Source organism: Spirosoma sp. KCTC 42546, assembly GCF_006965485.1.
Classification (GTDB): domain Bacteria; phylum Bacteroidota; class Bacteroidia; order Cytophagales; family Spirosomataceae; genus Spirosoma.
The window spans coordinates 139,702-165,042 of record NZ_CP041360.1 but is presented as its reverse complement, the minus strand read 5'-3'; the positions used below and the strand labels follow the sequence as shown (position 1 = coordinate 165,042).

The window sequence follows — 25,341 nt, the reverse complement described above, 5'->3', positions numbered from 1 at the left end:
CTTATGCAACAATTTGTTATGCCACAGAGATATACAAGAGCTACTCAACGAAATCTTCGTGCCACGCTCATCCTCTTTTTCTCTCTGTGTACTAGCCTTTTCTTTTCCTGTTCCGATGGTAGCGACAAAACGAAAACCCTTACCGATGGGCCCGTTTACACTTTGATTTTTCTGGATAAGACTCGTAGTGTCAATGTCAATAAAGCGTTTGTCGCTCAGAAATACCAACAGGCACTAACCGCCATTATTGACGAAAACATTCGCCAGAAAGGCGATAAACTTGACGTGTACTTCATCCATGAAAATACGTCCAAAGCTCGTGCGCTGAATTTGACTGTTCGTTCTGAAATGGAGGACGTATCAGCGGCTAGCCCAACAGATCGGGAAGCCGCCGAAACTGAATTCAATTTGATGCTGACGCGTGAAAAAGCGCAGATACGGCAGCGGGTGCTCCAGCAATTAGTTGCTCAAAATACGGGGAAGTCGAATCAGGAAACGGACATCTGGGCCAGCTTGCCCGTTATTGCGAAAGCGAATGAAACCGGTGCAACGGTCAAGGTCTATTACCTGAGCGATATGATCGAGAGTGTGAAAGGACCGGGACGACGCGATTTTCAGGTAAAAGCCCCAAAAGACAACGCTCAGGCCGACGAATGGGCCAAAGCCGATGCCGAGCAGCTCAAGCGATACACCATTGGCAGCCCCGATATTACGATGATTCTGCCCTTCGAACCCAATGCATCCATTAAAGAAAACAACCCTGCCGTAACGCAGTATTGGCAAACGCTGTTTTCGACCTTAGGCGCTGGTATGCTGAATGAAGAGTGACTATCGGCTTAACAATACTTTTCTATCGGTGATTGCCTCGTTGAGCTGTCTGCATGATGGATTTGGTTCCAGTATATAGGTGCCAGTATGACAGATTTCAGCACCATCACACTGGTAAACAGTAGCAATCCCTCCCGCAAAACATAAACCGCAGGTACTAACAATATAAACCGTTTTCTGCTGGTACTGTCCCTGCTCAATTTGTAGATAAGGAACAGACTGTTCATTTATAATACGTTTCAGCCAGGGTAAATCAAGGAGCGGGTTTGCTACCTGACAGTTGGCAATGCTACCAAATACACTGGACTCCTTGTGGCAGCTAAACAATGTACTAAAAAGAAGCAAGCCAGCTAATGTTCGTTTCATACCTACCAGACCCTAGCAATGGCGAATCAGTTGTAAGTATAAAGCCCTGATACCTTTGCTGAGCCGCTCAGGCGGATACTTCGGATGGAATTTCGAATTGATACCCCTCAGAAAAACCTGAAAAATCATTTTTGAGACAGTATGACTTCAACACTAAACCATCACCTTCTCGCCGAACAGCGAGGTAGTGAAACATTGGTTTGTAGGTTAAAGCTAAATCGGGCAAACGACTTGGCGAGGTATTGAGGGGCTGACGCAATCCACCGCCACCGCCGATAACCAGAAATGTTTTTCCCTCAAATTCATACCGCTCAAAGGCATGCGAGTGGCCCGTAATAAACAAGCGTGCTTTCTGCGATTTGACATACGGTGGCACAAATCGTTGTTGCACCAGTTTAGACGAACCCACTAATTTACTGTTCGAATAGGGCGCGTGGTGGCAAGTCACAATAACGACTTTTACCGATGGGTCGTTATCCAGATCCTTTAACGTTTGCTCATACCAGGTTTGTTGCGTTACCAGATCAGCAATGGAGAGCGTACTGAAATTGGAATTCAGCATCACCACGGCAATCTCATCGGTAGTTTTTACATAGCCCGTATGAATGTGTTCAGGAAATCGCTGCTGGAAATTCTTAGCGCCCTTTCGGGGGCGGCCCATCACATCATGATTTCCCATGATAGCATACACGGCCGTTCGGACCTCTGTGCATTGTAATAGGAACCGGTCAATGATCCGCCACTTATTGTTGCGATACCCCAGAGAAACAATATCGCCCAGCCAATACAGCACAGCCGGACGAATTCGCAGGATTTCGTTGAAAATTGCCTGGGTTGCTTTTGTATTCTGATGCGTTCGCAGCACCAGGCGTTCTACCCACATGGGAGCCTGTGTATCGCTTAAAAACAGAATTTCGCGTTTGTTTGTATCTTGTTCCATAACGTGCTTCCAGTTACCAGGAAAATGCCCGCCATACCAGCTGAAGCTCTGCGGTAAACGCAGCGTTTTCAGCCGCCACGGCATCGAACCACTTTAACTCACCCGCCACCCGAAACTTGCGTCCAATGGGGTACGTATACGAAGCGGCAGCCATCCAGCCCAGACTATTTGTATTGCTGAACACGGTTCCGGCATAATCGAGCCGCGAGTGATTCACATACATACCCGTTCCGGCGGTTATGGCAAGCCGACGGACCAGGCTTTTATCCGTTCCCCTTAACCAGGCCAACGGCATCGAGAATACCAGCAGAATTGGAACAGCCGACACATATACATGGGCATTGTCGCCTGCCACTTGCCCCCGGTAACTATACATCGTTGTCCAGCCCGTTTCCAGCCCCACTCGTAGCCGATGATCGGGATACCACATCACACGCAGTGATCCCGGAACTCCAAACCGACTAACATGGGTCTGCTCCAACGCAGCCGGAACTCCCAGATGTGTTGAGTAATAAGATAACCCGCCACCGGCCGATACGACAATCGTATAAGGCCCGCGTGTTGTATCCGTTAAAACGGGCAACTGGCGCATTCGGCGAGTTCTCGATTGTGCCTGTACGGTCAGGTTCATACTAAACAGAAAAACCAGCCCTAGTATTGTTTGTAAACGGATAGTCATGCGCTTACTGTTGTTCGATATAATGATAATACGCAACCACTGGCGAATAGTTAGACAGAATACCATCGAAATGATTCTGACTAATAAACTCCCGAATAAATTCAGGCTCATCGAGTGTCCAGACGAAAACCGTCAGGCCAGCCGCCTGCATGGCCAGCACTTCCTCCGTTTGAGGGCCAAGTGTCCAGCGAGGTGCCCAGATACGAGCACCTAATCCTTTTGTAATAGCCGTATCCAGCTCGCACAAAATGGGCGTGTTTGCCTTATCGGCCAGTGCCTGATAAGAATCTACAGCCTCTGTGCTGGGCAAGCCAATCACGATTCGTAAGTTACGACCGGCCAGAATCGCTTTTTGCCGGTATTTCTGCTGAAGAGCCTGTACTTTATCCATTGGCCCAATGTATTTGGTATCGAGCCAGACAAAATTCAGGGATGTGTTGTTGACAACCGTTTCCAGCGCTTCTTCAAGAGTCGGAATTTTCTCCCCATTAACCAGCCGAACCAGGGTACTCAGTTGCTGATAGGTATAGTCTTCAACAGGGCCAGTCAGGCCGCTTTTCTGAATGAGCCGCAGATTCAGGGTATTGTCGTGGTATAAAATGGGAACACCATCTTTGGTATAGCGCACGTCAATTTCAATCCCTGTTGCGCCCAGCCGGGAAGCCAGCTTAATAATTTCTATAGAATTTTCTGAAGCAGGCAACAGGTCCGATGTTCGTCCACCGCTCCGGTGGGCCATGATAGAAAATGGCCTGGGGTTTAAGGGTCGGTTATAGGTTAGGGTAATCTGATGATTAGGCTCTGCGGATTTATCACCGTATAATCCATCTACAACCAGCGTGTCGCCTTGGGCTAAACTACCCTTGAAGAGTTGCAGCTTTCCGTTATGCTTCTCCCTCAGAATCAGGCGAACTTCACCAATTTCCTCATTCACCAGCTTACGCCAATAGCCGTTCAACACCAGACTGTCGGCATCGGGCGCACTTTCCAGATTAAAATAAGTAGCATCAGTGCCGGTGAAAATGGATAGATAGTGAGTGGTATCGGCTCCATTAAGCAGGTAGGTCCATTTTAAAGCCGCCAGCTCGCCAAATTGGCTGGCTCCGTTTGAAATGGTATAAACACCTTCCATTGACTTCCGAATAGCCGGCACAAATTGTCCTGAACCCGGTTGGTTTGTAAAGTCATAGGGAACGATTGCTTCATAGGTCTTTCGACAGCCGTCAAAGAGTATAACTAATGAGCCTAGTACTATATAAAAAGACAGTTTCACAGGATAAAGCCAAAAATAAGTTGTGGGTAAAACAGGTTTCGGTCAAAGGTGTCGTAGAGTGACCAAAGCTGCCAGTTGAAATTGGAGTAAGCGGCCCGTATTCCTACCGAAACATGGCGCTTGTAATAAAAGGGTTGCTCCAGCATAAAAGTGAAGGCCACCCCATTAATTTCCCGGCGATTATATACAACGGCCAACGAACCTACCTGTGAGCGGTAATACAGGTCGATGATAGCCTCTGACCTAACCGTTAGCCGAAGATCCTTTGTAAGCTTATAACCTACTGATACACTGGGAAACGTTTCAACTCCATAGGCCTGGCTGGCAAACACATCCTTGACCTGCAAGGCACCCAGCCATCCTGTAATTTCATACCCAGCTGACAGGAATAATCGATTCGTTAACGGAGTAGCCCACCGAAGGCCCAGGCCCAGGTTGCTCTGCACAAACTGGGTTTGAAACCGGCTGGTCAAAAACAAATGCTTCGTTAATCCTCGCTGAATATTGAAATCAATAGCAGGCACACTCACCCGAACCTCTTCGGTTAGTTCAGGCGGTGTGGTCGTAAATACCACGCCAACAGATTTGCGCCACTTTCCGGGAAGAGGTGCCTGTGGGAAATAAATTCCGGGTTGCAACGGCCAGGGTTCTGCCGACTGTGCTACTGAAAACGAGGTTACCAAAACTATTACGCCTACCCATTGGCAAATTTTGATAATTATATTTCGTAAAATGACCACCAAACTAGTTGCTATAAGAATCAGACCTAGTTAACCGCATTAATAGGAATTATGTTACGACTTACCAGTCCCTATATACGTATTCAGGTAGTTTAACCAGCCAGGCATACCCACGCCAGAATTGTTATCGTATGGAGGTATTGGCGCTGACAGACCATGAAGTTGTTGTTAACTCTGTGAACCACCGAAGGAATACTATTTTTTTACAGATAATAGGGTAAGTTACTGAAGGCCTTCTCTTTTTAACAAACTATATCCATGCACCTATTTGTGTATGGATGGTGTGGATAGAATCGGAAACGCTGACCTCAATGAAGTCAGCGTTTTTTTGGTAAGGCATCACCTGATTAACCCACAATTGTTTATAAATAACCCTGGATTCGAAAAACGATTTATTGTTGATAAGCATCGTTATTCCCGGCTATTTCTCAATAATAATGGAGCTACGCTATCATCTATCTTCTGGGCAAATTTGGGGTTCTCTTCAAATTAGCGCGGGTAGATAAATAAGGATATTCGGCCATTAACTGAACGATCTTTCGCCAGTTATTGCACAGAAACCAGTGGATATACGTACCCGATGCATCCACCCGCTTAAACTCCCGAAGAAGTTCTTTATCAACACTGGGATCAGCCATCCTGAGTATCATTTTTAGGCCAAGATTAATATCTTCCAACTCATCCTTACTAAATTCTTTGCCCCACTGGCGAGGTAGTGTACCTGGAAATACTACCTCAGAGGCAATCAGGGTCTTAATATATTCCTTGAGTAAGTCTACGTTGATTTGGTTGGCCATACTTGCTGAGTTTCGTAAAAAATACGAATCTCCAAAATCCTGCCAATTCAGAAGGTAGTTTGTAAAATCTACCAGACGTATATGCTCTTCTGGCTCACCCTCCTTTGTTGTAGTATTCTTTCTTCTAACCCCTTAACCAGATCAAACACCGGAAACACATCTCTTCAGCAACTATAAAGAAGTGTAAGGCTCAGGTAACTAGTGAATTAGAAATCAATCCATTGACTATAAATTAACCATAGCCCCAAAAAAGTAATCAGCCCCGCTAAGTATAGCGAGGCTGATTTATTTACATCTACGGGAGTCTCTGATAAATTTCTCAGGGCTCGTGCTAACAAAAAACGCCGACCTTAGTAAGGTCAGCGTTTTAAACCTAACCCATAAGAACTTGTAACCCCGCCTATCGAGATACAATCGTAAACAAAATAGGCAATAATCGAGCCAATGAGTAACATATTACCTAAATAGTCGTTTCATTTTAAAATAATAGGTAAGTCTATAACCGTTTAGTAAAATCGCCCTGTGTAGCCGAGAGAATTGGTATGCTTTGTGCGGGAACGATGTAGTATGAAAACTGTCGTGCTTTTATTGCTTTTGCTGTCCCAAACTGGGTTAGCCCAAAGCGACACACTACAAGACAGATATCAATTTAGATACCCTCTTAGCAAGAATATATTAGCAGACGCCCCCTTAAAAGAAAAGCCTGTTATCACCTCTCCAACTTTAGTAACAGTGCCTGCACAGGCAGAGGTAAGTATTATTCAAAAAGATAGCGAATTCTATAAAGTAATCTACAATAACAGGACTGGCTATATCCCTTACATTTTCCTTGAAAAGGATTACGAAACGTTTAAAAGCCGCAATTATCCCCACAAACCGATTGATGAAATCAAGAGTAAGGGAGTGGCTTCCCCTCCTCTCCCACCCGATACAACTACCTGGTACGGGCGGGTTAGTGTGTCGTGCCCTATCCAAAAAGAACCAAATTCACGATCCGAGACGCTATTCAAGCTACCTAAAGGAGCCGTTCTAAAGGTAAGGCGGCATGATTACAGTTATTGGCGCATCGACATGTTGGGGCAAATTGGCTATGCAGGCGTTTACTATATCACTGAAGTCTCAAAATCAGGGAATCCATTTATTCCTACGCGCTATACGGGGCCTACGTATGATCGTTATGAAGCTGCCACGCGGGGTATCGCCACTGGAACTGTAGATTCTACTCGTACCAGAACAACTAGTAGTCGCGTTTATACGAGTCAGCCAGGAAGCAAGCCTGTGCTGCGTCGCAAATAGAATCCGATCAATCCTCTACAGAGATTTGTTTTCTTATCAACGAACATCTCAGCCATGATTTCTCATCCAGCTGCTATGCTCCCGGTTCCTGGTGCCCTTTTTTGTACAAAACCAGTTGATTTCTTCAACCGAAAGAACGACCGGACTATTGGCTCTCCTTTATTGAACTTGCTGCATGTCAGAAGGATCAATTAGTAAAAAGCCTGGATTGATACAAGCCCCGTGCCAGCGTACCCCAAAATGCAGGTGAGGACCCGTTACCCGACCCGTTTCTCCAACCAGGCCAATCTTCTGTCCCTTGGTAACAGTTTGATTGGGTTTAACCGAATAGCTCTTCAGATGAAAATACTCTGAAATTAAGCCATTGCCGTGGTCAATGTAGACTGCATTTCCGCTATAGAACTGGTTGGCCGCCAGCAATACACGGCCATTTCCAACACTTAATACAGACTCGCCTAGCTCAACTGGATAGTCTTGTCCCGTATGCCGATCGCGGGGCTGGCCATCAAACGTCCGGCAAGCACCAAAGTTGCCTTCCCCTTTTGGCAGTGGACTGGCAGGCTTACCCACCGGCAGATCGAAAACGGCAGGACGCACGGTTGCTTTATAGCGAATCAGAGGATTAACAATAGCGGCTTCTTTAGCAGCACGAGACTGATTTTGAGGGGATACATTGACGTATTCCTTCTTGGGAAAGTTTTTTATATCTTCCTGGACGCAGGCTTTAGTGGCGACATGAATGGTAGCCGTTTCCAGTTTTCCACCGGTCGTTCGGCGGGAGATAGTATACGAGCCCGGTTTCATATCCATATCAACGGGGTAGTAGCAGGTACCGTTAACGGCCGACCAGGCTCGTTTCTCAAAGCTACAGCGTAGGCAGTTTCCTGCCCAGCGGGCTACCTCACCTTGTGCTACGCTCACCGATTTAGGCTCCGCTTTCAAAGCAGCTTTAGGAGTATGGAGTCGATCTGACGATACGTTGAGCCAGAAGCCTGATAGGGAGAGCAAAAGTAGAATATGCATGGAATGAAGAGTCAAGATGGTTGCAACAAATTCAGAGGAAATTAAAAAACCAACGACTTAAAAGCAGTTGGCTTCTCTGAGGAAATCAGCAGTTTATAAACTGTTCCCACCGTCTATTGTTTTAGGGGTAATTATGGCCGTCCACCTCAGACTTTTGCTCTTTAGGGGTTAGTCAGTCGTGATAACTTTCTTGTTTCCGGGACACTACAAAATCATCGCCGATGAATCATCGCCCAAGTGGACTACTGTTTCTTTTTCTTCTGGCAAAAGTAGCGGTCTATGCACAACCGTTAGAGCCCGCTCGGGGAGCTAAGGTCATTGAGTTAACCACCACACTGCCCGATTCGGTGATGTACAGAACGATTGGCCATACGCTGCTTGAAGAGGGATATACATTTAAATCAGACAAAGCCCTATTGCTGTTTATCACCACTGAACGGCCCTTGCCCGATTCGCCTGCTTTTCACTATTCTGCCAACCTCGTCATTCATCAAGGAACCATTAAGATTACGGGTGTGCTGCGAAACACACTAAAGTTTACCCGTCGAAAAAAGACTGTTGTGGATAAAGGGAAGCCTATTGATTACCGAACGGGTAAGAATGATATGCGTGGACCCGCTTTTACCCAGCTTGACGAACTGGCTCATGCCTTAACGGTACCGATGGTTACGACCATTACAGCCTACTCAAAGCGATAAAACCGACATGGATCAAGTAGACCAATCGGTTGCCCCTCCCATTCGCTTCTTCCAAGTTTAGGAAAGCCCCCTCTCTTTTGATTACCCTTGAGCTAACTCAATATGGATAGATAGAAACCTGCCTGAGCCTGAACGTCATAAAAAAGCCCGGTTGCAGAGTGCATCACGGGCTTTAAACTATGCGTCAATATCATTTAGATTCCATTACACAAAGAAAGTCACCACCGTAGAGGAGGCTAATTCTGCTTTCGTATGCCTGATTGATTAGCAGTCTCAACTCAAATTATCATCGCTGATCTCTGCCTGACCAGTTGAGAGCGATTTTAGTGGCCACCGAACAGACCACCGAGTATGTTGCCAAGGCCACCTCCCTGACCACCCAGTGAATTGAGCAAACTTCCGGCATCAACACTTGAATCAGTAGGGTCATTGGCTTTATGCATCAACTTACTGAGTACCATGGGTACTATAGCTGCGGCCACCGACATAGCTACCTGGGGTGAGATTCCCAATTTGCTCATCAGGTCCTGTTGTACCGTCTGTTGAACCCCCTGGGAGACAGGATGGTCATCTACACTTCCCCCCTGACCAGTTACCATTCCTAATAAACTACCTAAGCCACCACTCTGTGCTTGCTGGCCCAATCCGTTCATGATGCTACTGGTGACCGTTTGCAGAACCGTATCGTTCTTCTCATTGGGAATGGCTGAGTTGTTAACAACAGACTGTCCAGCATGCTGGCGGACAAGATTCAAGATGGTTTCAAACATGATCATCTGGGTTTTAGCTAGCGGACAAAACCGCGGAGTTAATACTTCCTAACAGCGGCTATACCGGATTGTTTATACAAGTCATTTAATAGTCCCGCTTAACCAACCTAAAGCGGAATTGAATTAATGGCTAAACAGGCCGATTCGGTAGCCAGGTAGTTAAGTGTCTCGTTCTCCTTGCCCTATTCATGGAAGTATAATAATTAACCAGCTATATGATTTAGCCAACATTTATACCTCTTCATTGCTTTTAGCAGTATGACTACCCAAACTACTCCAGCCACTGGCCTCTCACTCAATGATTCCAGCGGGCGCCAGCAACTTCAGGCAACACTTTCGGATTACGTAACATTCTTACGTCGACAACCCGCTGTATGTGGAACTCCTGAGCAACAGGAAGCCCTTATCAAGCACGTTGCTCAGGGGCACGATTTGATTAAACTTGTGGCGGCAGAACGGCTCAAGATTACGCGTCAACTCGATCAGCAGAAACATGAATGGATGGAGTTGGAAAAGGAAATGACGGCTCCTATCCTGGCAGCTATGCAACCCCTTAAAGATGCTGTAGAGCATTATAACCGGGAACTCCTGCGTGTGCGGGAACACCAGCAGACGGAGGCCGCTCAGCAAGCCTCGCTGGCTAAGCCTGGGGAGACCAACTGGCTCACTCCGGAAGTCGCTCTGGTTGCTAAACCGAAAGGCGTACAAATGCGGTGGACCTTTGACATCCTGGACCCCAATCAAGTGCCCAACGGATATTGGGTCATTGATGAAACAGCTATTAAAGCCGATATCGCCAATGGTGTGCGGGAAATACCAGGAGTACGCATCTACGAAGAGGGTATTACCACCTTTCGCAGTTAAGTAAAAACTTTACTAAGAGTGGGTCGCGTCAATTATAGACTAACGCCTAAACACCTGATGATTTGAGTGGCTAAATCACCATTTAATAAGCTGGGGCTGTAGGTTGCCCATGGCTAGCGAGCGTGGGTATTATCACCTGGATTCTCAACAGACAAACCAGGAAATTCATAGTGAAACGTATGCGTGTCAGTCACGATTGTGTCAATCCAGTCAAAGGATTCAATTCCTTTATCCAGACGCTCAAAATACAGCGAGAAGCTCACCTGTTCAAAAGGATCTACCCTGACGACATGAGGTAATAGGCGAATGCCTTTCGCTTTGATGAGTGAATAAGTTCGATTTACCGATGAAGCAATTAGCTTACTATTGGGGCTGACACAAATGTAGCCAATTGGTAAGGATTGCTTTTTTTGGGTATAAAAGGTTTTTCCAGGATTGGTAAATTGTACATCCAGAATCGTATAGGCTGGCGTTAGACGCACGGCGGTAACCTCGGTGGCATTAGGTTTTGAGACTTCTTCGACAAACCAATTCGAAATGGAATTTTTGGTACAGCCAACGAAGAGAAAGCATGGCAGGATTCCAAAGCAGACAGAATGCTTCATCCTGTCTAACCAGAGGTATAAACCTGCTAAAGGCTGAGATGACCCATATACACGTTTCATGGCAAAATTTGAGGTCTCTTTATGACAACATAGATACGCTCGCAATGCACTATAAAGTTAGGGAATGGACCTCTATAGAGTTGAATAGGTCGTGGCTAACAGGGACCGTTCCCTCACACAGGAACGATTCGAAAAGCCGTTGTGTAAGCCCTGATGTTGATCTTATATGAATAGTACCATTCATACTATACTTTCTGTTTATGACATACGATTTTGCTATTGTGGGTGCCGGTTTTGCCGGAAGTGTCCTGGCTGAGCGTTTAGCCAGTCAATCGGGAAAAACAGTATTATTGATCGACAAACGACCCCATATAGGCGGTAACGCGTATGATTGCCCCAATGAAGAGGGTATCCTGATTCACCAGTACGGGCCGCATATCTTTCACACCAATTCGCCCGATGTGTTCGCTTACCTATCGCAGTTTACCGAATGGCGACCCTATGAACACCGGGTGCTGGCTTCGGTAGATGGTCAACTGCTTCCCATTCCAATCAATCTCGATACGGTCAACAAGCTCTACGGCTATACGTTTACGTCCGAGGAGTTGGCCGACTATTTCAAGTCGGTAGGTGAACCGGTCAATGACATCCGGACATCCGAAGATGTTGTAGTGAGTCAGGTAGGTCGTGATCTGTACGAAAAATTCTTCCGGGGTTATACCCGGAAGCAGTGGGGGGTTGACCCATCGGAACTGGACAAAATGGTGACCTCCCGAATTCCGACCCGCACTAATCAGGATGACCGCTACTTTACGGACGAATTTCAGTACATGCCGCTTCAGGGCTATACAAAGATGTTTGAAAAGATGGTAGCTCATCCCAATATCCATCAGATGCTGAGCACCGACTTTAAGGAGGTAAAAGACCAGATCTCATTCGATGAGCTGATCTATACGGGTCCAGTCGATGAATATTTTGATTATTGTTATGGCAAGCTCCCCTATCGATCCCTTCGGTTTGACCATCAAACGCTGGATGTAGCCGATTATCAGCCCGTTGCGGTAGTCAATTATCCCAACGACCATGCTTATACCCGCATTACAGAGTATAAGAAATTAACCGGCCAGCAACACCCCAAAACCAGCCTTACCTTCGAATACCCGCAGGATGAAGGCGACCCCTACTATCCGGTGCCACGTCCTGAAAACGCGGAGCTTTATCGTCAATACAAGCAACTGGCAGACTCACTACAGGATGTGCATTTCGTAGGAAGGTTAGGAACATACCGCTACTACAATATGGATCAGGTTGTGGCGCAGGCGTTAACACTCTATAAGAAACTAGTAGGGGCAGAATCGTTCCATGACGTAGTATAGGGCTAATTCATTTTACCCCTGATGCCGGCGCATAAGGTGGTGAAGTTACGCAAAAAGGCGTGCCTCCGCGATGGTGGCACGCCTTTTTGCGAAAGCCCTGACTCAATGAACACTTGCTTCCAGTAGTTTCTTTAATACCAAAGCGTCTTGCCGCATGTGAATATTGTTGAAGAAAACGTATCCGGCTTTTTCCTTTGGTAACAGCTCCACTAAGTCCGCTAATTCATCAGACTCATATTGGTACCGCCAGCCCTGTCGACCATGCAACCGAAAGTAGCACTGTTCCGGGGTCATGGTTGTCGTGACAAACGGATCGACCACATGCCACAACTGAAGATCTTCACACAGATCTTTTATAACGTGCTTATCCCAGGGGCCACGAGGTTCCCAACAGCAGGTAAAGCCGCTCCGATCAATACGGGAAAAGAAATGAACTAGATTGTGGATATGTTCTGACGTCTGTGTAAAACTGGCTGGACATTGAAATAGAATCATTTTAGCGCCCAATGCCTGCGCACAGGCCAGTGTGTATTTCCAGGCCTCATCGACGAGGACAGTCGGCTTGAAAAATCCAGCCTCTGCCTGCTCCTGCTCCGATAATTTTCGTTTCAGCCGTTTATAGGTTGGACTTTTGGCTGGGTGTGTAATGAGTTGCCACGCTTTCAGTGTGAATTCAAAATCAGCTGGCACCTCCCTCCGCCAGCGCTCCAGCGTGTTAAGTTGGGGCGGTTGATAAAAGGTTTGTTGAATCTCAACGCAGGAAAATAGCTCGGCATACCCTGCTTTAGATCCGCTAAGCCCGCAAGTGCCAATTTGTATGTTATTCATAGAGGAGTATAGTAAGGCAAGTCTCGTCAGGCTTTTAGGCAACACAAAAGCCTGATAATCAGGAATCAGCTAAGTGAACAATAGAAAAAGTAAATTGTCGGCATTGGGGCACAATTTCATTCGTCCATAGAAGCTACAGAATAGAAGTAGGTTAGACTACTAATCCTCTTTACCAGATGGATTGTTTTTAGCTAACTATGCGCTCACTGGCGGTGAAGTTGTTGATTTGCTTAAGCACTGGTCTAAGCTTACTTACCTGTGTGGATCCGGTTGAATCAACCATCAATAGCTCGTTGAATGTCTTAATTGTTGATTGCACCATTACCGATAAAGCAGAGACTCAGGTTGTTCGGCTGAATCGCTCCCAGGCAGATCGACTTACGGGTCGATTTGGGTACGTACCCGTTACTAAGGCGAACGTGCAGATCGTTGTTGATTCAGTAGAGGTCGTGATCTGTGAGGAAACGACCGATGGCCGCTATCAACTACCCGCCGACTTCAAGGGGCAAGTTGGTCATGTTTACCAACTCAGGTTCACACTATCGGATGGCACCCGATACGAATCAAACCCGGAGCACTTACAGCCTGTAGCTCCCATTGGGCAAGTGCGTGCCTTGTTTAATCCCACCAGTCTAAGTGCAACAGAGCGGTTAAACAATACGTACACGGCGGCTCATGATTTCTACGTGGACTTTACCGATCCGGCTGACCAAACCAATTATTACCGGTGGGACTGGATTGATTGGGAACGACAGGAATGGTGCCGGAGTTGCAATGGCGGACTTTACCAAATCAAGGATGCTCAAGGTAAGCTAATCGAAGATTGTGTCAGTTTTAATTTAAACTACTCCTACGCGGCTACTTTTGATTACAATTGTCGAACGACCTGTTGGGAAATTCTTTACAGTCATGATTTGGTTTTATTCAATGATGCGTACAGCAATGGGAATCCAGTCAAAGGCATACGCATTGGCCGGGTACCTCTGTACTCGCAAGAAGCTTGCCTGATTGAACTTAGGCAAAGTTCCCTAACAAAAAAGGCTTACGATTACCTGAAGCGATTGAACGACCAGACCCAGACTACAGGCGGTGTGGCGGGCGGCCAGCCTGCTTTGTTAGTCGGCAACGTGCATAATGTGGCTAAGCAAAATGAACCCGTAGTGGGTTATTTCACCGTATCGAGTGTTTCTTCCGTTCGTTACTGGTTAACCCGAAGTGATGCCACTGGTACTGCCCCTGGCTTATTTGTAGCCATGAACGGACATCCTCCCTATAATGAACCCCCATCTGGTCGGGATCGCCCTCCCCTGGCCGTTTGCGTCTCCAGTGATAGCCGAACACCGTATAAACCCGAAGGCTGGCAAGATTAAACAGCCACTCTCGCTATAGAACCGGCATCGAAAAAGTACAACCTTCTGCCCCACAGTTGGTTATTACTATCCCCAGGCCGGCTCTATAACGCTGATTAGTCAGGAGGCAAGTTGACGCGAGGGTAATGGTTTAGTGGACTACGCCCAGGTTACAGGAGCAGTCTGTTCATTAAGGATACGATACATGTGTTGCCAAGTCCGGTCCCAGGACTGTTTACGTAAAAACTGGTCCAATGCCAATTCATCATTGCCCAATGGCTGCTGCAATGCCAGAGAAATACCGCGCTGGAAAGCAGATACAGAATCGGCAATAACCACCCGATCCCAACCACCATAGGTGCGTACCACATCCCGGATCGGGGTTGACACAACTGGTAAACCAGCGGCCAAATACTCCGGGGTTTTCGTTGGACTGATATACCGTGTTGCCTCATTGATGGCGAAGGGCATCATAGCTACCTGCCAGTTGCTAAAATAAGCGGGCAACTCGGTATACGCTTTCATGCCCAGGAAATGAAGATTAGAGCCCTTTGGCAACGTAGCGGGGTCGATCTTGACAATTGGCCCCAATAAAATGAACTGCCAATCGGACTGCTGTTTTGCCAGATTATCCAGTAACTCCAGATCCAGTCGTTCATCAATGACACCACTGTAGCCGATCCGCGGCCCCTGAATGGCTGCCTGATCGTGCGGATCATCCAGACCGGTGTGTCCGGCGCTTTTTCGGGCCTGAGAAAAATGATCATAATCGATACAGCTTGGAAACGCATGCACATTCAGATGACGTTTTTGCTTGGCTTCATATAAGCTATAGCCCCCGGTAAACACCACATCGGCCCGGTTCAGTAGCCGCTGCTCCTGCTCAATCAACTGTGGCGACGCACCCAGAAAGGCCGACAATTCATCCATGCAATCATACAAAACCAACTTTGGGCGAAGATGATCCGTGAACGGAAGTGCCATTGGAGTGTAGTACCAGGTCATATAATCGATTATCGTCTGCTGATCAATTAATTGATCGACTAACTGCCGCTGGAGCCGAATGGCCGTTGGTTCGTCAATGCCGCGGGGCAGCTGGGGCACCACAACAGTAATATTTTCAGACACTTTACGTATGTCGAGGGCTAACTTATCCTGCCAGACGGGCTCTTCTATATACCAAACCCGGCACTGGTGGGCCGCTCGGCTAAGGAGGTGCTGTGGGCGTTGATAAACAAAATTCCATCGAAGGTGGGCAAAACAAAGTAGATTCGTAAATCCCGGTGCTGAGCCTGGACTAGCTATTGACGTAGAATCAGCCAATCGGGTTGGCCGTTTATGAAGGATGGATTGGGATTGCTTACCCTTGTACGGTAAGGTTGGGGCCGGTTCAGACATTGAGTTCATACGTAAGCGGGTCAGGGCTAATCGGCTACAGGAGCCAGTTTAGTTAAGTAGAGAACTTATTATAAACTCAACCCATTGGACCGAATTTTAATGGCCCCATTTCGTCTGCAAGTGAGGGAACGGCTCCTACCAGTAGCCGATCAGCTTAGTTTAAAATGAGCCTATTTATCTAGTAAGTCCCTAGTTTTTAGCTACATTATGTTGTATTTTTGACTACTAAAACACCTAATTAACGTTCATGAAAAATCTAGCCTCTACTAACCCAGCCCTTCGGGATAATTTTAGAAATGCCAACCTATTAATTATTGAAGATAATCCCGACCACGGGAAGCTAATGAAGGATTCGATCGGCCAGTGTTTGCCTGAAGTAAACGCTGCGCTGGTGTCTTCCGAAGCCGAAGCTCTTTTCTTTTTGAACCAGTGCCGCACCGAAGAATGGAACTATCCGAAACTAATTCTGCTGGATCTGTACCTGCCCGAACGCCAGAATGGCTGGCGACTTCTGGAGCAAATTAAAGCGATGCCAGCAGCCATGGGCAAAATACCAGTTGTACTATTAAGTCAATCTAGTAACCAGCAGGATATTCTCGAAGCCTACCAGCGCGGCTGCTCATCGTATTTAATAAAACCCCGGTTGGCTGCCGACTGGCTGCGTTATTTTCAAAGCCTGCGCACGTATTGGTGGGAAACGGTTACGTTACCCAAGGTGGAAATTTCTTTATTTTAGCCGAAAGCGGTTTGGTTAGTCTACCAATTGAACGATCCTCAGCCAATAATCGACTACCTGGTTGAGGATTCGAGCCAGTGCACTTGGATCGTCGGGAATAACTACCACCGAATTGGCGTCCAGTTGGTAGGCCTGCATCATATTCTCTGTCGGGGGTATCAGATAAATCACTGGAATTGCCCGCAAGCGAGCGTTTCCCTTCAGCGTTTGTAACGTCAACAGGCTATCAGTCCGGTTCAATCGGGAATCAATAAGAATGAGTTTTGGCCACTGTATGGATGGGCTAAGCAGTAAGGCAGAGGCCAGTTCTGACCCTATTTTGGCCGATTGCAATACATAGGGTACGCCTAGTTCACGAAGGCACTGCTCTGTTAACAGTAAGGTATCTCCACTCATAATTACCTGTATCTGGAGTGGTGTCACTTCGTTCAGGTCGGCCTGAATAGCTAACGGGGAACTATCGACTTGAACTGGCACACTGCCAGTTTGTAAGAACTGAGCTACCTGCCGCCATCGCCGACGGCTCACGGGTAGTTCCGTGCCATCCACCAACCGTACCGATCCTGCCATTTTAGGCCGGGGCGGCTGTTGGATATGGGCTATGCAAGTCGGGTTAATGAGGGCTGTTTTGTGAATGCGAATGAAAGACGGGAGCCGTTCTTCGAAATAAATTAGTGGTTTGGCCAGTAATCGTCGTTCGCCACTGCGAAACTGAAGCCAGGCATAATTATCCGCTCCAATGAAGTAGGCCAGTAAGGACGGCTGTTCAAGAAGTTGGTGAATTAATAGCACGTTTGTTTCGGTTTGTAGGTAGAGAAAATCACAGGTGATCAGGGAATTACTGACCCACTGGTATTAACCCAGTAGGCACAGACCTGTTTAAATAGCTTCGTCATGGATAGTATGCTCATGGGTTTTACCAGACAGGAATTGGCACCTGCCTGATAACACGCCTGGATTTCGCCTTCTGAAGTGGCACTGGTTACCATCACGACCGGAATTAGTTTCCAGTCTGCTCGGGTCTTGAGTTGCCCCAGCGTCTGTAGGCCGCTCATACCGGGCATGTGTAAATCAAGCAACAGTAAAGCGGGCCGTTTCAGATCCGTCTCCAGGCTGTTTAGCATAGCCTCACCGCCTGGAAACGACAAAACGGTATACTCAGGCAAGAATTCACCAAATACATAGCGAACCAGTTGAAGATAATCGGCTTCATCATCGATTACATAAATTAAAGGCTTCATCAGGCAGACTTAACTAATGGTTAAAAACATAACTAACGTACTAGCTAAGGGATGGAGCCAGGGAGTTGCTAAAGAAAAGGCCCTCAGGACTAGTTTTCAACTGGTGTCTCGCCTTGCAAAAAGTGGGATAGTTCAGGCGAAAAGAAGTTACTATAGGTGTTCATGTCAATACGTAAGTACTTGTATAGTGGTTGATACACAGGCAGGATTCGTAGTCAACTACTTATTAGAGGTATAACGCAAGGGTAGGCGAATACGAAATAAGGTACCCCGGCCCGAAATGCTTTCGATTTCCAGATTAGCACTCAATAGTTCACACAATCGCTTCACAATTTGTAACCCAATTCCCTCCCCCTGATTAACCTGATGGCCTAATTCATTCAGTTGATCAGGCGAAGGAATGGTTGGCACATTGGTGGGCAAAACGGCCACAGGCTCTGCCGCATTTACCGACAGGACGCTGGTTGCTTCAACGGTCGGCTTTAGTTGATCACCAAATACGCCTGCTAGTGTAGAGGGCAAACCCGGCCCCGAATCCTGAACACTCACGATCCAGCGGGCATCATTCTCCAGCGCCCAGGAAATCGAGATAAATCCGCTGGCGGTATATTTTAAGGCATTCAGCAATAGATTCTGCACAATCCGTTGCAGTTTGACAGGATCAGTTTCGACAGATAACGAGGCAGGCCCCTCGGCCCTGAGTAACAGGTTTCGTTCAGCAGCGAGTGGCTGCCCGGCCTGGACCATTTCATGCAGGAACGGAGCCACATCAATCGACTCAAGCTGCAGTTTTTCTTCGCCCGCTTCCAACCGGGAGAGGTCCATTAAATTTGCCAGCATTACCTCCACATTAGCCAGATTACGGCTCAACATGTCCAGATACTGCTGTCGTTGGTCGTCCGGCAATCCCTCCAGTTTGAGCATATAAGCCGCCCCGTTAATGATGCCTAAGCCGCCCTGTAGGTCATGGGTGGATGTTCGAAGCATATTGATCCGTTGATCCGATAAAGCCGTCATTTTTTCGATAACCTGCTGAAGTGTAGCCGACCGCTGAACGGCTTCCAGTCGTTGCAATTCATCGTATTTGACCACACTACCCTCCATGGCTTCCTGCATGATTTGGGAAATCTTCTGGATAACAGTCAGCAGGAGTTGCGCATCTGTTTGGGGAAATAAACCCTGAAAGCGCTTCAATTCATCGTATAGAATTTGGGTTAAGTGAGAAACCTCCCGCATCGTATCGAGTAAGGAGAATGATTTTTGCCAGCGATGCAGACCATGCGCCTGAGCCGTCAGAGCCGGGTCGGCCTCGGGAGCATTTCCGAGCAGACGCGCTTCCAGAATGTCTAAAATCAGGGGAAGTAAATTATTGAATTCCTCCCGGCTCAACGAGGAGCCTTTTTTTAACGTGCTATCTGCCTGACAAACCGTTCGCCAGTTGTTTAAAATGGTTTCCCGCTGTGCGAACAAATAAGCGACAATAGCCGATAAGGGCTGGGGAGAATCTGACAAAATGGGTTCCATAAGGATATAGTACTTGTCTAGCCGCTTCGCTACTCAACTAAACTCATCCGCGCCCTGGTTAGTACTTAATTGACAGGCAATTTTCAGGTAAGTGATCTAATGGGTTATTCCTGATCGAACCTGTCGATGTCTTCCACAGTTGAACGCATAATCAGCATGGAGTAGCGAACGCTCATGGATTCAGCCAATTCCTCATTGGCCGTATACGTACTGATAAAATAACCAACATCGCTCTCAAAAATGGCGGCAATGATCTCCCCATTAGCAGCCTGATCACCAACCTGTTGACAAACCAGTTGACCATTGACCCAATAAGACAGGCTTTTGATACGCCGGGCGCTAACCCGAAATCCAATTTCATCGAGTCGTTTTTTACTAACGGCATAGATCTGTTCTGCCTGCGAAACACCGATGGTAAAGGGAACATAAAACTTCATAGCTACTCAACCCGGTTCAATCCGGAAGTGACCCAAGATAAACGATGAGGTGTGAGGCATCGGCCCTGTCAATGGTAGGGTACCGTTGCCTTACAACCAACGGCAGCAGATGTGCTATGTGTTGTATGGGTTAGGTTTGCTAGTAAGGTGATTATCTCCTGCGTAAACCAACTCAACAAATGAAAAAATTCACAATGACAGTTGCCATGACGTTGCTGGTAGGCAGTCTAAGCGGATGGGCTCAGTCAGGGACAAGTGCCCAAAGCAAGACGGATAAACAGGCGCCATTGTCGACCAGCCAGACCAGCAAAGCGAATAACAGCCAGCTTAAGGGTACGGGAGTACCCTACAATAAGGACAAACAACAGTTTGGCAAACAAACGTCAACAAAGAAAAGCGGCCCAATACCACCCTCATCGGTTAGCAGTGGGCCTGAAACCTCCGATGCAGCACAAGAGGCTAAGACACCCGGAAGTCATGCCGCTCAGCGGGAGCGAAGTGTTGGCCACAAGTCTACTACTAAAACCGGAAATCCTTCATCGAAAACGGGGAATCAATAAGTAAGTAAAAAAAAGATAAGTCATAAACGACATACCTTCATGCTAGCGATGAATTATAGAGGCCCCTTCCGGGTCAGGGCTGCTCATAAACCGTATCCAGAAATCCTTCATCCCGGCGATGCCATTGTTCGGGTTACCCGTTCCTGCATTTGCGGCTCGGATCTGCACCTCTACCATGGACTTGTGCCTGACACCCGGGTGGGGATGACGTTCGGCCACGAATTTATTGGCGTTGTCGAAGAAATTGGTTCGTCGGTTCAAAAACTGGCCGTTGGCGATAACGTCATCGTTCCGTTTAATGTGGCCTGTGGCACCTGCGCTTTTTGTAAGCAAGGGCTGTTTGGTAACTGCCACGAATCAAATTCGCAGGCTACGGCCGTGGGAGGCATATTTGGCTACTCCCACACAGCGGGTGGCTATGATGGTGGACAAGCAGAGTTTGTTCGGGTTCCTTATGCCGATGTGGGGCCCACTATCATTCCGGACTGGATGGATCATGATGATGCGGTTCTGTTAACCGATGTGGTACCAACGGGCTATCAGGCCGCCGAGATGGGCGGGATCAAAATGGGCGACACCGTGGTCATTTTTGGGGCTGGCCCAGTAGGCATCATGGCCGCCAAATGCGCCTGGTTATTTGGGGCAGGCCGCGTAATTGTGATCGACCATCTGGAGTACCGACTCGACTTCGTTCGGAACTATGCCCAGTGTGAAGCGTACAATTTCAAGTCGATGGATGATCCGGTTCTATTCCTCAAAAAAACCACCGATTGGTTTGGGGCCGATGTTTGTATCGATGCTGTGGGCGGTGATGCCTCAGGCAGTGCCTTACAAACCATCACGGGAAAGAAATTACTGCTCCAGGCAGGATCGGCCACGGCGCTTCACTGGGCAATCAACTCCGTTAAGAAAGGGGGCATTGTGTCGATTGTGGGTGTGTATGGTCCTACCGATAATCTGGTACCAATTGGTAACGTGGTTAATAAAGGCATCACGATTCGAGCCAATCAGGCGTCGGTTAAACGACTGCTGCCCAGGCTCATCGACCATATTCAGGCCGGTCGACTGAATCCAAAGGAAATCATTACGCACCGGGTACCTCTGGAAGAAGTTGCCGATGCCTATCATATCTTTTCGGCCAAACTGGACAATTGCATCAAACCTATTCTTATTCCGCCATCCGCCAGAAAATAACCCCTCAAATCATGGAATCAACGCCAAACGAGTATGCGCATATTAATGGCTGGGGGGTGGATGCCGACCCAACCAATGAGCCGACCCACCCGATAAAAAACTATACGGGTGACGACCACCAGCGGCTCAACTGGGAAAGGCCTCCGCTTCAAGCTGTAACGGTAGAAGTCCTTAAGTCCAACGAACGGCCTAATCTCACGGCTGTTTTTGGCACGTCTTCTCCCCCATCTGGTCTTAGTGGCATCATTCGGCGGTATGCCTTCAAGTCAAGTGAGTCTGAATACGGCCACTGGCTTCCCTTGCTACTGGCCGACCGGATCAATGTGGTGGAAGGAATCGTCGATGATCTCCGACAAGGCCACATACCGAATATTTTTGCGGAGAAAGGCTGGAAAGCGGACTGGAAATATAACCGCGAAGGGCTGGTAAAAAATCTATTGGTTGGCGTCGTTGTTACCACGGCAGTGATCGCCCTTTTATCTCGTAAAAAGAAAAAGTCGATCCGGTAAGGAGCCAGTACGAAAAGGATTCAAGACACCTGGAGACTATGAAACTTAAGTCGATTGTTGATCAGCTTCAACACGAAGCGAACGTAGTGCAGGGCGAGGCAACCAAAGACAGTATCTATGTGAGTCACACTACGTTTCCGGATGAATTGGCGGCAGGCGCAGCGTTCGGCTCGTCGGTAGCGAAACTACTGAATGTGAATGGCTGGTCGGCCCTGTCCAGTATTTCGGCAGATTTTGCGCTGTATAGCCCGGTTGGCAAATCAAAACCAGACGGCCCGGTCGACGTGGGCGATTTTATTCAGATTCTGTTACCTGGCCCAACGCCCGAAAATTGGGTGCGCGTCATCCATAAGTCGTTAGACAAAACGCGGGCGGAGTTCACGGTTCAACCAAGCCCTGATCCGATGGCCAATAAGCCGGACCAGATCGAGCATTTTTTTAATGATCAGGCTCGCAGCACGTTTCGGGTAGAGGTTGCGGGGTGTACACTCAGCGCATTCCAGATTGGCAAACAGGAAGGCATTAACAACCAGCAGCCACAGGCTGGCGATCGAGCCCTTGTCAATACGCTCATTGCCGAAACAGGATGGCTATTTTATCAGAAAATCCAGTGGCAACTTCTAACGGATTACCTGGTACTCTCCTAATTTAGATTCTACCGATCCTATTGTACTGATTATCAGAAGCGATAGAATCAATTAGAGTCTAGAGAATCTACGTTGATCAAACACTAGCCAATGCGTACTAAATCGTACAACAGTCCGACTTACTGGCAACCCTTTACCAAAACTGAAGAAACATCCCAATGGGTAACGGGTATCAATGACCAGCTTAAACAGGCTACCCACCGGGCCGACGCCCATGTGCAACTTGAAACGGGACACTTAGCTATTTGCCTGACGACCAATTCATTTTGGCTACTGTACACCATTGGCAAGTTGGGCCAGTTAGCCATTCGCACCTGCTTTGATCCGCAGATGATCAAGGGCTACAAGGTGGGTAAAATAAGTAAGACAAAAGTCGAGTACCTGATTGAGGGCGCTCTTGGGCAATTTCAGGTAACCGTCGAATTGCCCAGGAGTGATTACCCGCTACTCCGCTATACGACTTCATTGACACCCAATCAGCCCTTTACTGTTCAGGCGTTCCCACAGGATGTATATGTGTTGGACAAGGACTATAATCCGGCCACAACTCAGGGCATGGTTTATGTCACACAGTCTGGGCCAACCTCTGGACTAGCCTATTTATCTGTTGCCAAACCAGCCGAAGGATCCTTGGTATACTTCCAGAACTTTACGGCGCTGAATGACTATTTCCAGACAACAGAAACCGAACCCTCTGGTACAGTCAGTGTGCAGTGGCCCGAAGTAGGCTTCGCCTTACCAGCGGCCACCTCTCCATTGCCAGCCGGACAGGAACTGACGATCTCGGATGCCTTTCTTTATTTAAGCGACCGGATTCCCCAAAGCGAGTTCGAAGCCGCGGACCAGTTTCTGGACGCGATGGCCAGCATTTATCTTCATCTTCCTAAATCCCAAACCCAGTATTATCACTGGCCCAAAGCGGCCGAACGAACAATCGAGGCTTTAAGCGAATCGGCGGATTGCGGGCGAATGATTAAAAAGCACTTCTATCTGAATGCCTACGTCGATGCAACCTATAAGCCACCCGAAAGCATGGTGCAACTGGCTATTCTGGTGCCGCTCTGGGAGTATCAGCACTGGAGTGAAAAACCGGTGCCCTTGGTCGAGAGCCTGCAACAGAGCCTGCCCTCGTTTTATGATGAGAACCGGCAAACGCTCATGCGCTGGTTACCCGGCGGTACATTTACCGAGGATAAGGCTAGTCGTAGTGAGGAACAGGACCCAGCTAAGATCGACTCCTGGTACCTGTTACACACATTGATGAATTTAGGCCGGTTAGCCCATCAGGGCAATGCCCAGGCCAAGGACTTACTGGTTAACTCGCTGGAGTTCGTTATCAAGGCGGCTCATCATTTCAACTATGACTGGCCGGTATTTTACGATGTACGAACGCTGGAGGTGGTCAAGGCCGAAACCGATATCGGGAAAGGCGGGGAGCTGGACGTAGCTGGTCTGTACACCCACGTGATGGTACAGGTCTATGAATTCACGAAAGAAGCCCGTTACCTGGACGAAGCCATCGCTTCGGCTGAGCGGCTCCGGGGTAAAGGGTTTGAACTACTCTATCAGAGCAATATCACGATCATGAGTGCGCTCACGCTGGCCAAGTTGTGGAAAATTACCGGCAACCGATTGTATTTCGATTTGAGTCGACTAGGTCTGGCCAACGTTATTGCCCGGCTCTGGATCTGGGACTGTCAGTTCGGCTTTGGCACTGATCGGAGTACGTTTCTGGGCGTGGCTCCTCTCCGGGATGCCCCGTATCTGGCGGCCTACGAAGAGGGCGAAATTGTGGCTACCATGATCAACTATCTCAAGGAGGTAGGGCGTGATGTTCCCGACTCCATCCGACTGTTTTTTTCGGAGTATATGAAATACTTGCTACACCGGGGCCGCTATTATTATCCATCGGAACTGGCTGCTGATTCGGTCAGTCAATCCCCCAAGGAAGGGCGCATCATTCATGACTTACCCATTCCGCTGGAAGATATGCCGACGGGCTGGAAACAGGCCGGTTCCGTTGGGCAGGAAGTGTATGGGGGCGCTTTGGCCTATATTTTGACCAGCTATGCCTACAAGCGGTTTCCAGATGTTCCGATCATGGTATTTTTGGATTATCCCGTTTATCAGGCTGAATACCAGTTGATCACGAAAACGAGTGGCTATGCGGTGATTCGACTGGCTGGCACCAGCAGTTGCACTTGCCGGGTACGGTTATTCGCTAAAAGTGGAACGCTCCCCACGCTATATCTGTACGATGAAGACGCTGCCAACAATGAGCCACTCAAGCCCAGCGAAACCGCTAAAACGTATCAGGAGTATCAGGTTCAGGGTCATTTACGACTCCGGCTGGAATGGAATCGGGGCTCAACCGGGGTATAGCTACTGTTGTTATCCAACTTCCCCAATAGCCGCTTACGGATTCAGATTCTATATATTTCCAGCCCTCACTCATATTCCTATTCTTTTAGGGGACTTGAGAAATTGATCCACTAGGAGTTTTAGTAAGCTTTTTTACCCCTAAATCCCCTGAAGGGGACTTTGCTCATGCTTAGACAAAGTCCCCTTCAGGGGATTTAGGGGTAGAAGCCGTCCAAATACTAGATTTACATCACCTATGTGAAGCCTTTACAAAATCAGGAACAGGAGTGGGTGCTGAAAAT

The 25,341-nt window shown here is 47.8% G+C and carries 27 protein-coding genes; 12 read left to right on the top strand and 15 right to left on the bottom strand.

Translation table 11 applies throughout. The features are described from left to right. The first annotated feature begins 3 nt into the window (after positions 1-3). Positions 4-828 carry a hypothetical protein gene (locus EXU85_RS00700; protein WP_246859386.1) on the top strand — a complete coding sequence of 275 codons (825 nt, stop codon included), beginning with the start codon at positions 4-6 and terminating at the stop codon, positions 826-828. On the opposite strand, the gene EXU85_RS00695 is transcribed toward EXU85_RS00700, so the two are convergent. From EXU85_RS00695 to EXU85_RS00670, 6 genes are all read right to left on the bottom strand, one after another. Next, complete coding sequence (locus EXU85_RS00695; protein ID WP_142770239.1) at positions 829-1,194, bottom strand: hypothetical protein; 366 nt, start codon at positions 1,192-1,194, stop codon at positions 829-831. It lies immediately after the preceding gene. Positions 1,195-1,261: 67 nt separating this feature from the next. Then, positions 1,262-2,134, bottom strand: coding sequence for a metallophosphoesterase (locus EXU85_RS00690; protein WP_142770238.1), 873 nt, complete (start codon positions 2,132-2,134; stop codon positions 1,262-1,264). A gap of 13 nt (positions 2,135-2,147) precedes the next feature. After that, entirely contained in the window at positions 2,148-2,813 is a 666-nt protein-coding gene (locus tag EXU85_RS00685; protein ID WP_142770237.1) for a hypothetical protein, read from the bottom strand. Positions 2,814-2,817: 4 nt separating this feature from the next. Beyond that, positions 2,818-4,086 (bottom strand): glycerophosphodiester phosphodiesterase family protein, encoded by a 1,269-nt coding sequence (locus EXU85_RS00680; RefSeq protein ID WP_142770236.1) that lies wholly within the window; start codon positions 4,084-4,086, stop codon positions 2,818-2,820. Beyond that, the gene (locus EXU85_RS00675; protein WP_246859384.1) at positions 4,083-4,769 is read right to left on the bottom strand and encodes a hypothetical protein; all 687 of its coding nucleotides are present in this window, start codon (positions 4,767-4,769) and stop codon (positions 4,083-4,085) included. Before EXU85_RS00675 ends, EXU85_RS00680 begins: the two co-directional genes overlap by 4 nt. A gap of 512 nt (positions 4,770-5,281) precedes the next feature. Beyond that, complete coding sequence (locus EXU85_RS00670; protein WP_142770235.1) at positions 5,282-5,623, bottom strand: hypothetical protein; 342 nt, start codon at positions 5,621-5,623, stop codon at positions 5,282-5,284. Positions 5,624-6,190: 567 nt separating this feature from the next. On the opposite strand from EXU85_RS00670, the gene EXU85_RS00665 reads away from it, so the two are divergent. After that, positions 6,191-6,919 (top strand): hypothetical protein, encoded by a 729-nt coding sequence (locus EXU85_RS00665; RefSeq protein WP_168207717.1) that lies wholly within the window; start codon positions 6,191-6,193, stop codon positions 6,917-6,919. Between the two features lie 159 nt (positions 6,920-7,078). Here EXU85_RS00665 and EXU85_RS00660 read toward each other — a convergent pair whose 3' ends face one another. Next, a complete protein-coding gene (locus EXU85_RS00660) occupies positions 7,079-7,942 on the bottom strand; it encodes a M23 family metallopeptidase (RefSeq protein ID WP_142770233.1) in 864 nt (287 codons plus the stop codon). Positions 7,943-8,163: 221 nt separating this feature from the next. On the opposite strand from EXU85_RS00660, the gene EXU85_RS00655 reads away from it, so the two are divergent. Further along, entirely contained in the window at positions 8,164-8,640 is a 477-nt protein-coding gene (locus EXU85_RS00655; protein ID WP_142770232.1) for a hypothetical protein, read from the top strand. 323 nt (positions 8,641-8,963) lie between these two features. Here the strand turns inward: EXU85_RS00655 and EXU85_RS00650 are convergent, their stop codons facing one another. After that, complete coding sequence (locus EXU85_RS00650) at positions 8,964-9,410, bottom strand: hypothetical protein (RefSeq protein WP_142770231.1); 447 nt, start codon at positions 9,408-9,410, stop codon at positions 8,964-8,966. A gap of 258 nt (positions 9,411-9,668) precedes the next feature. Here EXU85_RS00650 and EXU85_RS00645 point away from each other — a divergent pair, with 258 nt between their 5' ends. Next, positions 9,669-10,274, top strand: coding sequence for a hypothetical protein (locus EXU85_RS00645; RefSeq protein ID WP_142770230.1), 606 nt, complete (start codon positions 9,669-9,671; stop codon positions 10,272-10,274). A gap of 113 nt (positions 10,275-10,387) precedes the next feature. On the opposite strand, the gene EXU85_RS00640 is transcribed toward EXU85_RS00645, so the two are convergent. Next, the gene (locus tag EXU85_RS00640) at positions 10,388-10,879 is read right to left on the bottom strand and encodes a hypothetical protein (protein ID WP_168207716.1); all 492 of its coding nucleotides are present in this window, start codon (positions 10,877-10,879) and stop codon (positions 10,388-10,390) included. 260 nt (positions 10,880-11,139) lie between these two features. Here EXU85_RS00640 and glf point away from each other — a divergent pair, with 260 nt between their 5' ends. Beyond that, positions 11,140-12,255 (top strand): UDP-galactopyranose mutase, encoded by a 1,116-nt coding sequence (glf, locus tag EXU85_RS00635; RefSeq protein ID WP_142770228.1) that lies wholly within the window; start codon positions 11,140-11,142, stop codon positions 12,253-12,255. 102 nt (positions 12,256-12,357) lie between these two features. Here the strand turns inward: glf and EXU85_RS00630 are convergent, their stop codons facing one another. Beyond that, the gene (locus EXU85_RS00630; protein WP_142770227.1) at positions 12,358-13,083 is read right to left on the bottom strand and encodes a DUF72 domain-containing protein; all 726 of its coding nucleotides are present in this window, start codon (positions 13,081-13,083) and stop codon (positions 12,358-12,360) included. 197 nt (positions 13,084-13,280) lie between these two features. Here EXU85_RS00630 and EXU85_RS00625 point away from each other — a divergent pair, with 197 nt between their 5' ends. Continuing rightward, entirely contained in the window at positions 13,281-14,453 is a 1,173-nt protein-coding gene (locus EXU85_RS00625; protein WP_142770226.1) for a DUF4249 domain-containing protein, read from the top strand. A gap of 138 nt (positions 14,454-14,591) precedes the next feature. Here EXU85_RS00625 and EXU85_RS00620 read toward each other — a convergent pair whose 3' ends face one another. Continuing rightward, the gene (locus tag EXU85_RS00620; protein ID WP_246859383.1) at positions 14,592-15,839 is read right to left on the bottom strand and encodes a glycosyltransferase family 1 protein; all 1,248 of its coding nucleotides are present in this window, start codon (positions 15,837-15,839) and stop codon (positions 14,592-14,594) included. A gap of 238 nt (positions 15,840-16,077) precedes the next feature. Between EXU85_RS00620 and EXU85_RS00615 the strand changes: the two genes are divergently transcribed. Further along, positions 16,078-16,566, top strand: coding sequence for a response regulator (locus tag EXU85_RS00615; RefSeq protein WP_142770225.1), 489 nt, complete (start codon positions 16,078-16,080; stop codon positions 16,564-16,566). Positions 16,567-16,581: 15 nt separating this feature from the next. On the opposite strand, the gene EXU85_RS00610 is transcribed toward EXU85_RS00615, so the two are convergent. The 4 genes from EXU85_RS00610 to EXU85_RS00595 all read right to left on the bottom strand — a co-directional run bounded on the left by EXU85_RS00610 (position 16,582) and on the right by EXU85_RS00595 (position 19,768). Then, positions 16,582-17,358 carry a LytTR family transcriptional regulator DNA-binding domain-containing protein gene (locus tag EXU85_RS00610; RefSeq protein WP_142770224.1) on the bottom strand — a complete coding sequence of 259 codons (777 nt, stop codon included), beginning with the start codon at positions 17,356-17,358 and terminating at the stop codon, positions 16,582-16,584. 38 nt (positions 17,359-17,396) lie between these two features. Beyond that, positions 17,397-17,807, bottom strand: coding sequence for a response regulator (locus EXU85_RS00605; RefSeq protein ID WP_142770223.1), 411 nt, complete (start codon positions 17,805-17,807; stop codon positions 17,397-17,399). 219 nt (positions 17,808-18,026) lie between these two features. Further along, complete coding sequence (locus EXU85_RS00600) at positions 18,027-19,331, bottom strand: sensor histidine kinase KdpD (RefSeq protein WP_142770222.1); 1,305 nt, start codon at positions 19,329-19,331, stop codon at positions 18,027-18,029. Positions 19,332-19,435: 104 nt separating this feature from the next. Continuing rightward, a complete protein-coding gene (locus EXU85_RS00595) occupies positions 19,436-19,768 on the bottom strand; it encodes a hypothetical protein (protein ID WP_142770221.1) in 333 nt (110 codons plus the stop codon). A 179-nt stretch (positions 19,769-19,947) separates the two neighbouring features. Between EXU85_RS00595 and EXU85_RS00590 the strand changes: the two genes are divergently transcribed. The 5 genes from EXU85_RS00590 to EXU85_RS00570 all read left to right on the top strand — a co-directional run bounded on the left by EXU85_RS00590 (position 19,948) and on the right by EXU85_RS00570 (position 25,060). Next, a complete protein-coding gene (locus EXU85_RS00590; RefSeq protein WP_142770220.1) occupies positions 19,948-20,328 on the top strand; it encodes a hypothetical protein in 381 nt (126 codons plus the stop codon). 39 nt (positions 20,329-20,367) lie between these two features. Further along, positions 20,368-21,522 carry a zinc-dependent alcohol dehydrogenase gene (locus EXU85_RS00585; RefSeq protein WP_142770219.1) on the top strand — a complete coding sequence of 385 codons (1,155 nt, stop codon included), beginning with the start codon at positions 20,368-20,370 and terminating at the stop codon, positions 21,520-21,522. 11 nt (positions 21,523-21,533) lie between these two features. After that, positions 21,534-22,031 carry a hypothetical protein gene (locus EXU85_RS00580; protein WP_142770218.1) on the top strand — a complete coding sequence of 166 codons (498 nt, stop codon included), beginning with the start codon at positions 21,534-21,536 and terminating at the stop codon, positions 22,029-22,031. Positions 22,032-22,069: 38 nt separating this feature from the next. Further along, the gene (locus tag EXU85_RS00575; RefSeq protein ID WP_142770217.1) at positions 22,070-22,678 is read left to right on the top strand and encodes a hypothetical protein; all 609 of its coding nucleotides are present in this window, start codon (positions 22,070-22,072) and stop codon (positions 22,676-22,678) included. A 90-nt stretch (positions 22,679-22,768) separates the two neighbouring features. Next, entirely contained in the window at positions 22,769-25,060 is a 2,292-nt protein-coding gene (locus tag EXU85_RS00570; protein ID WP_142770216.1) for a hypothetical protein, read from the top strand. Positions 25,061-25,341 lie beyond the last annotated feature (281 nt).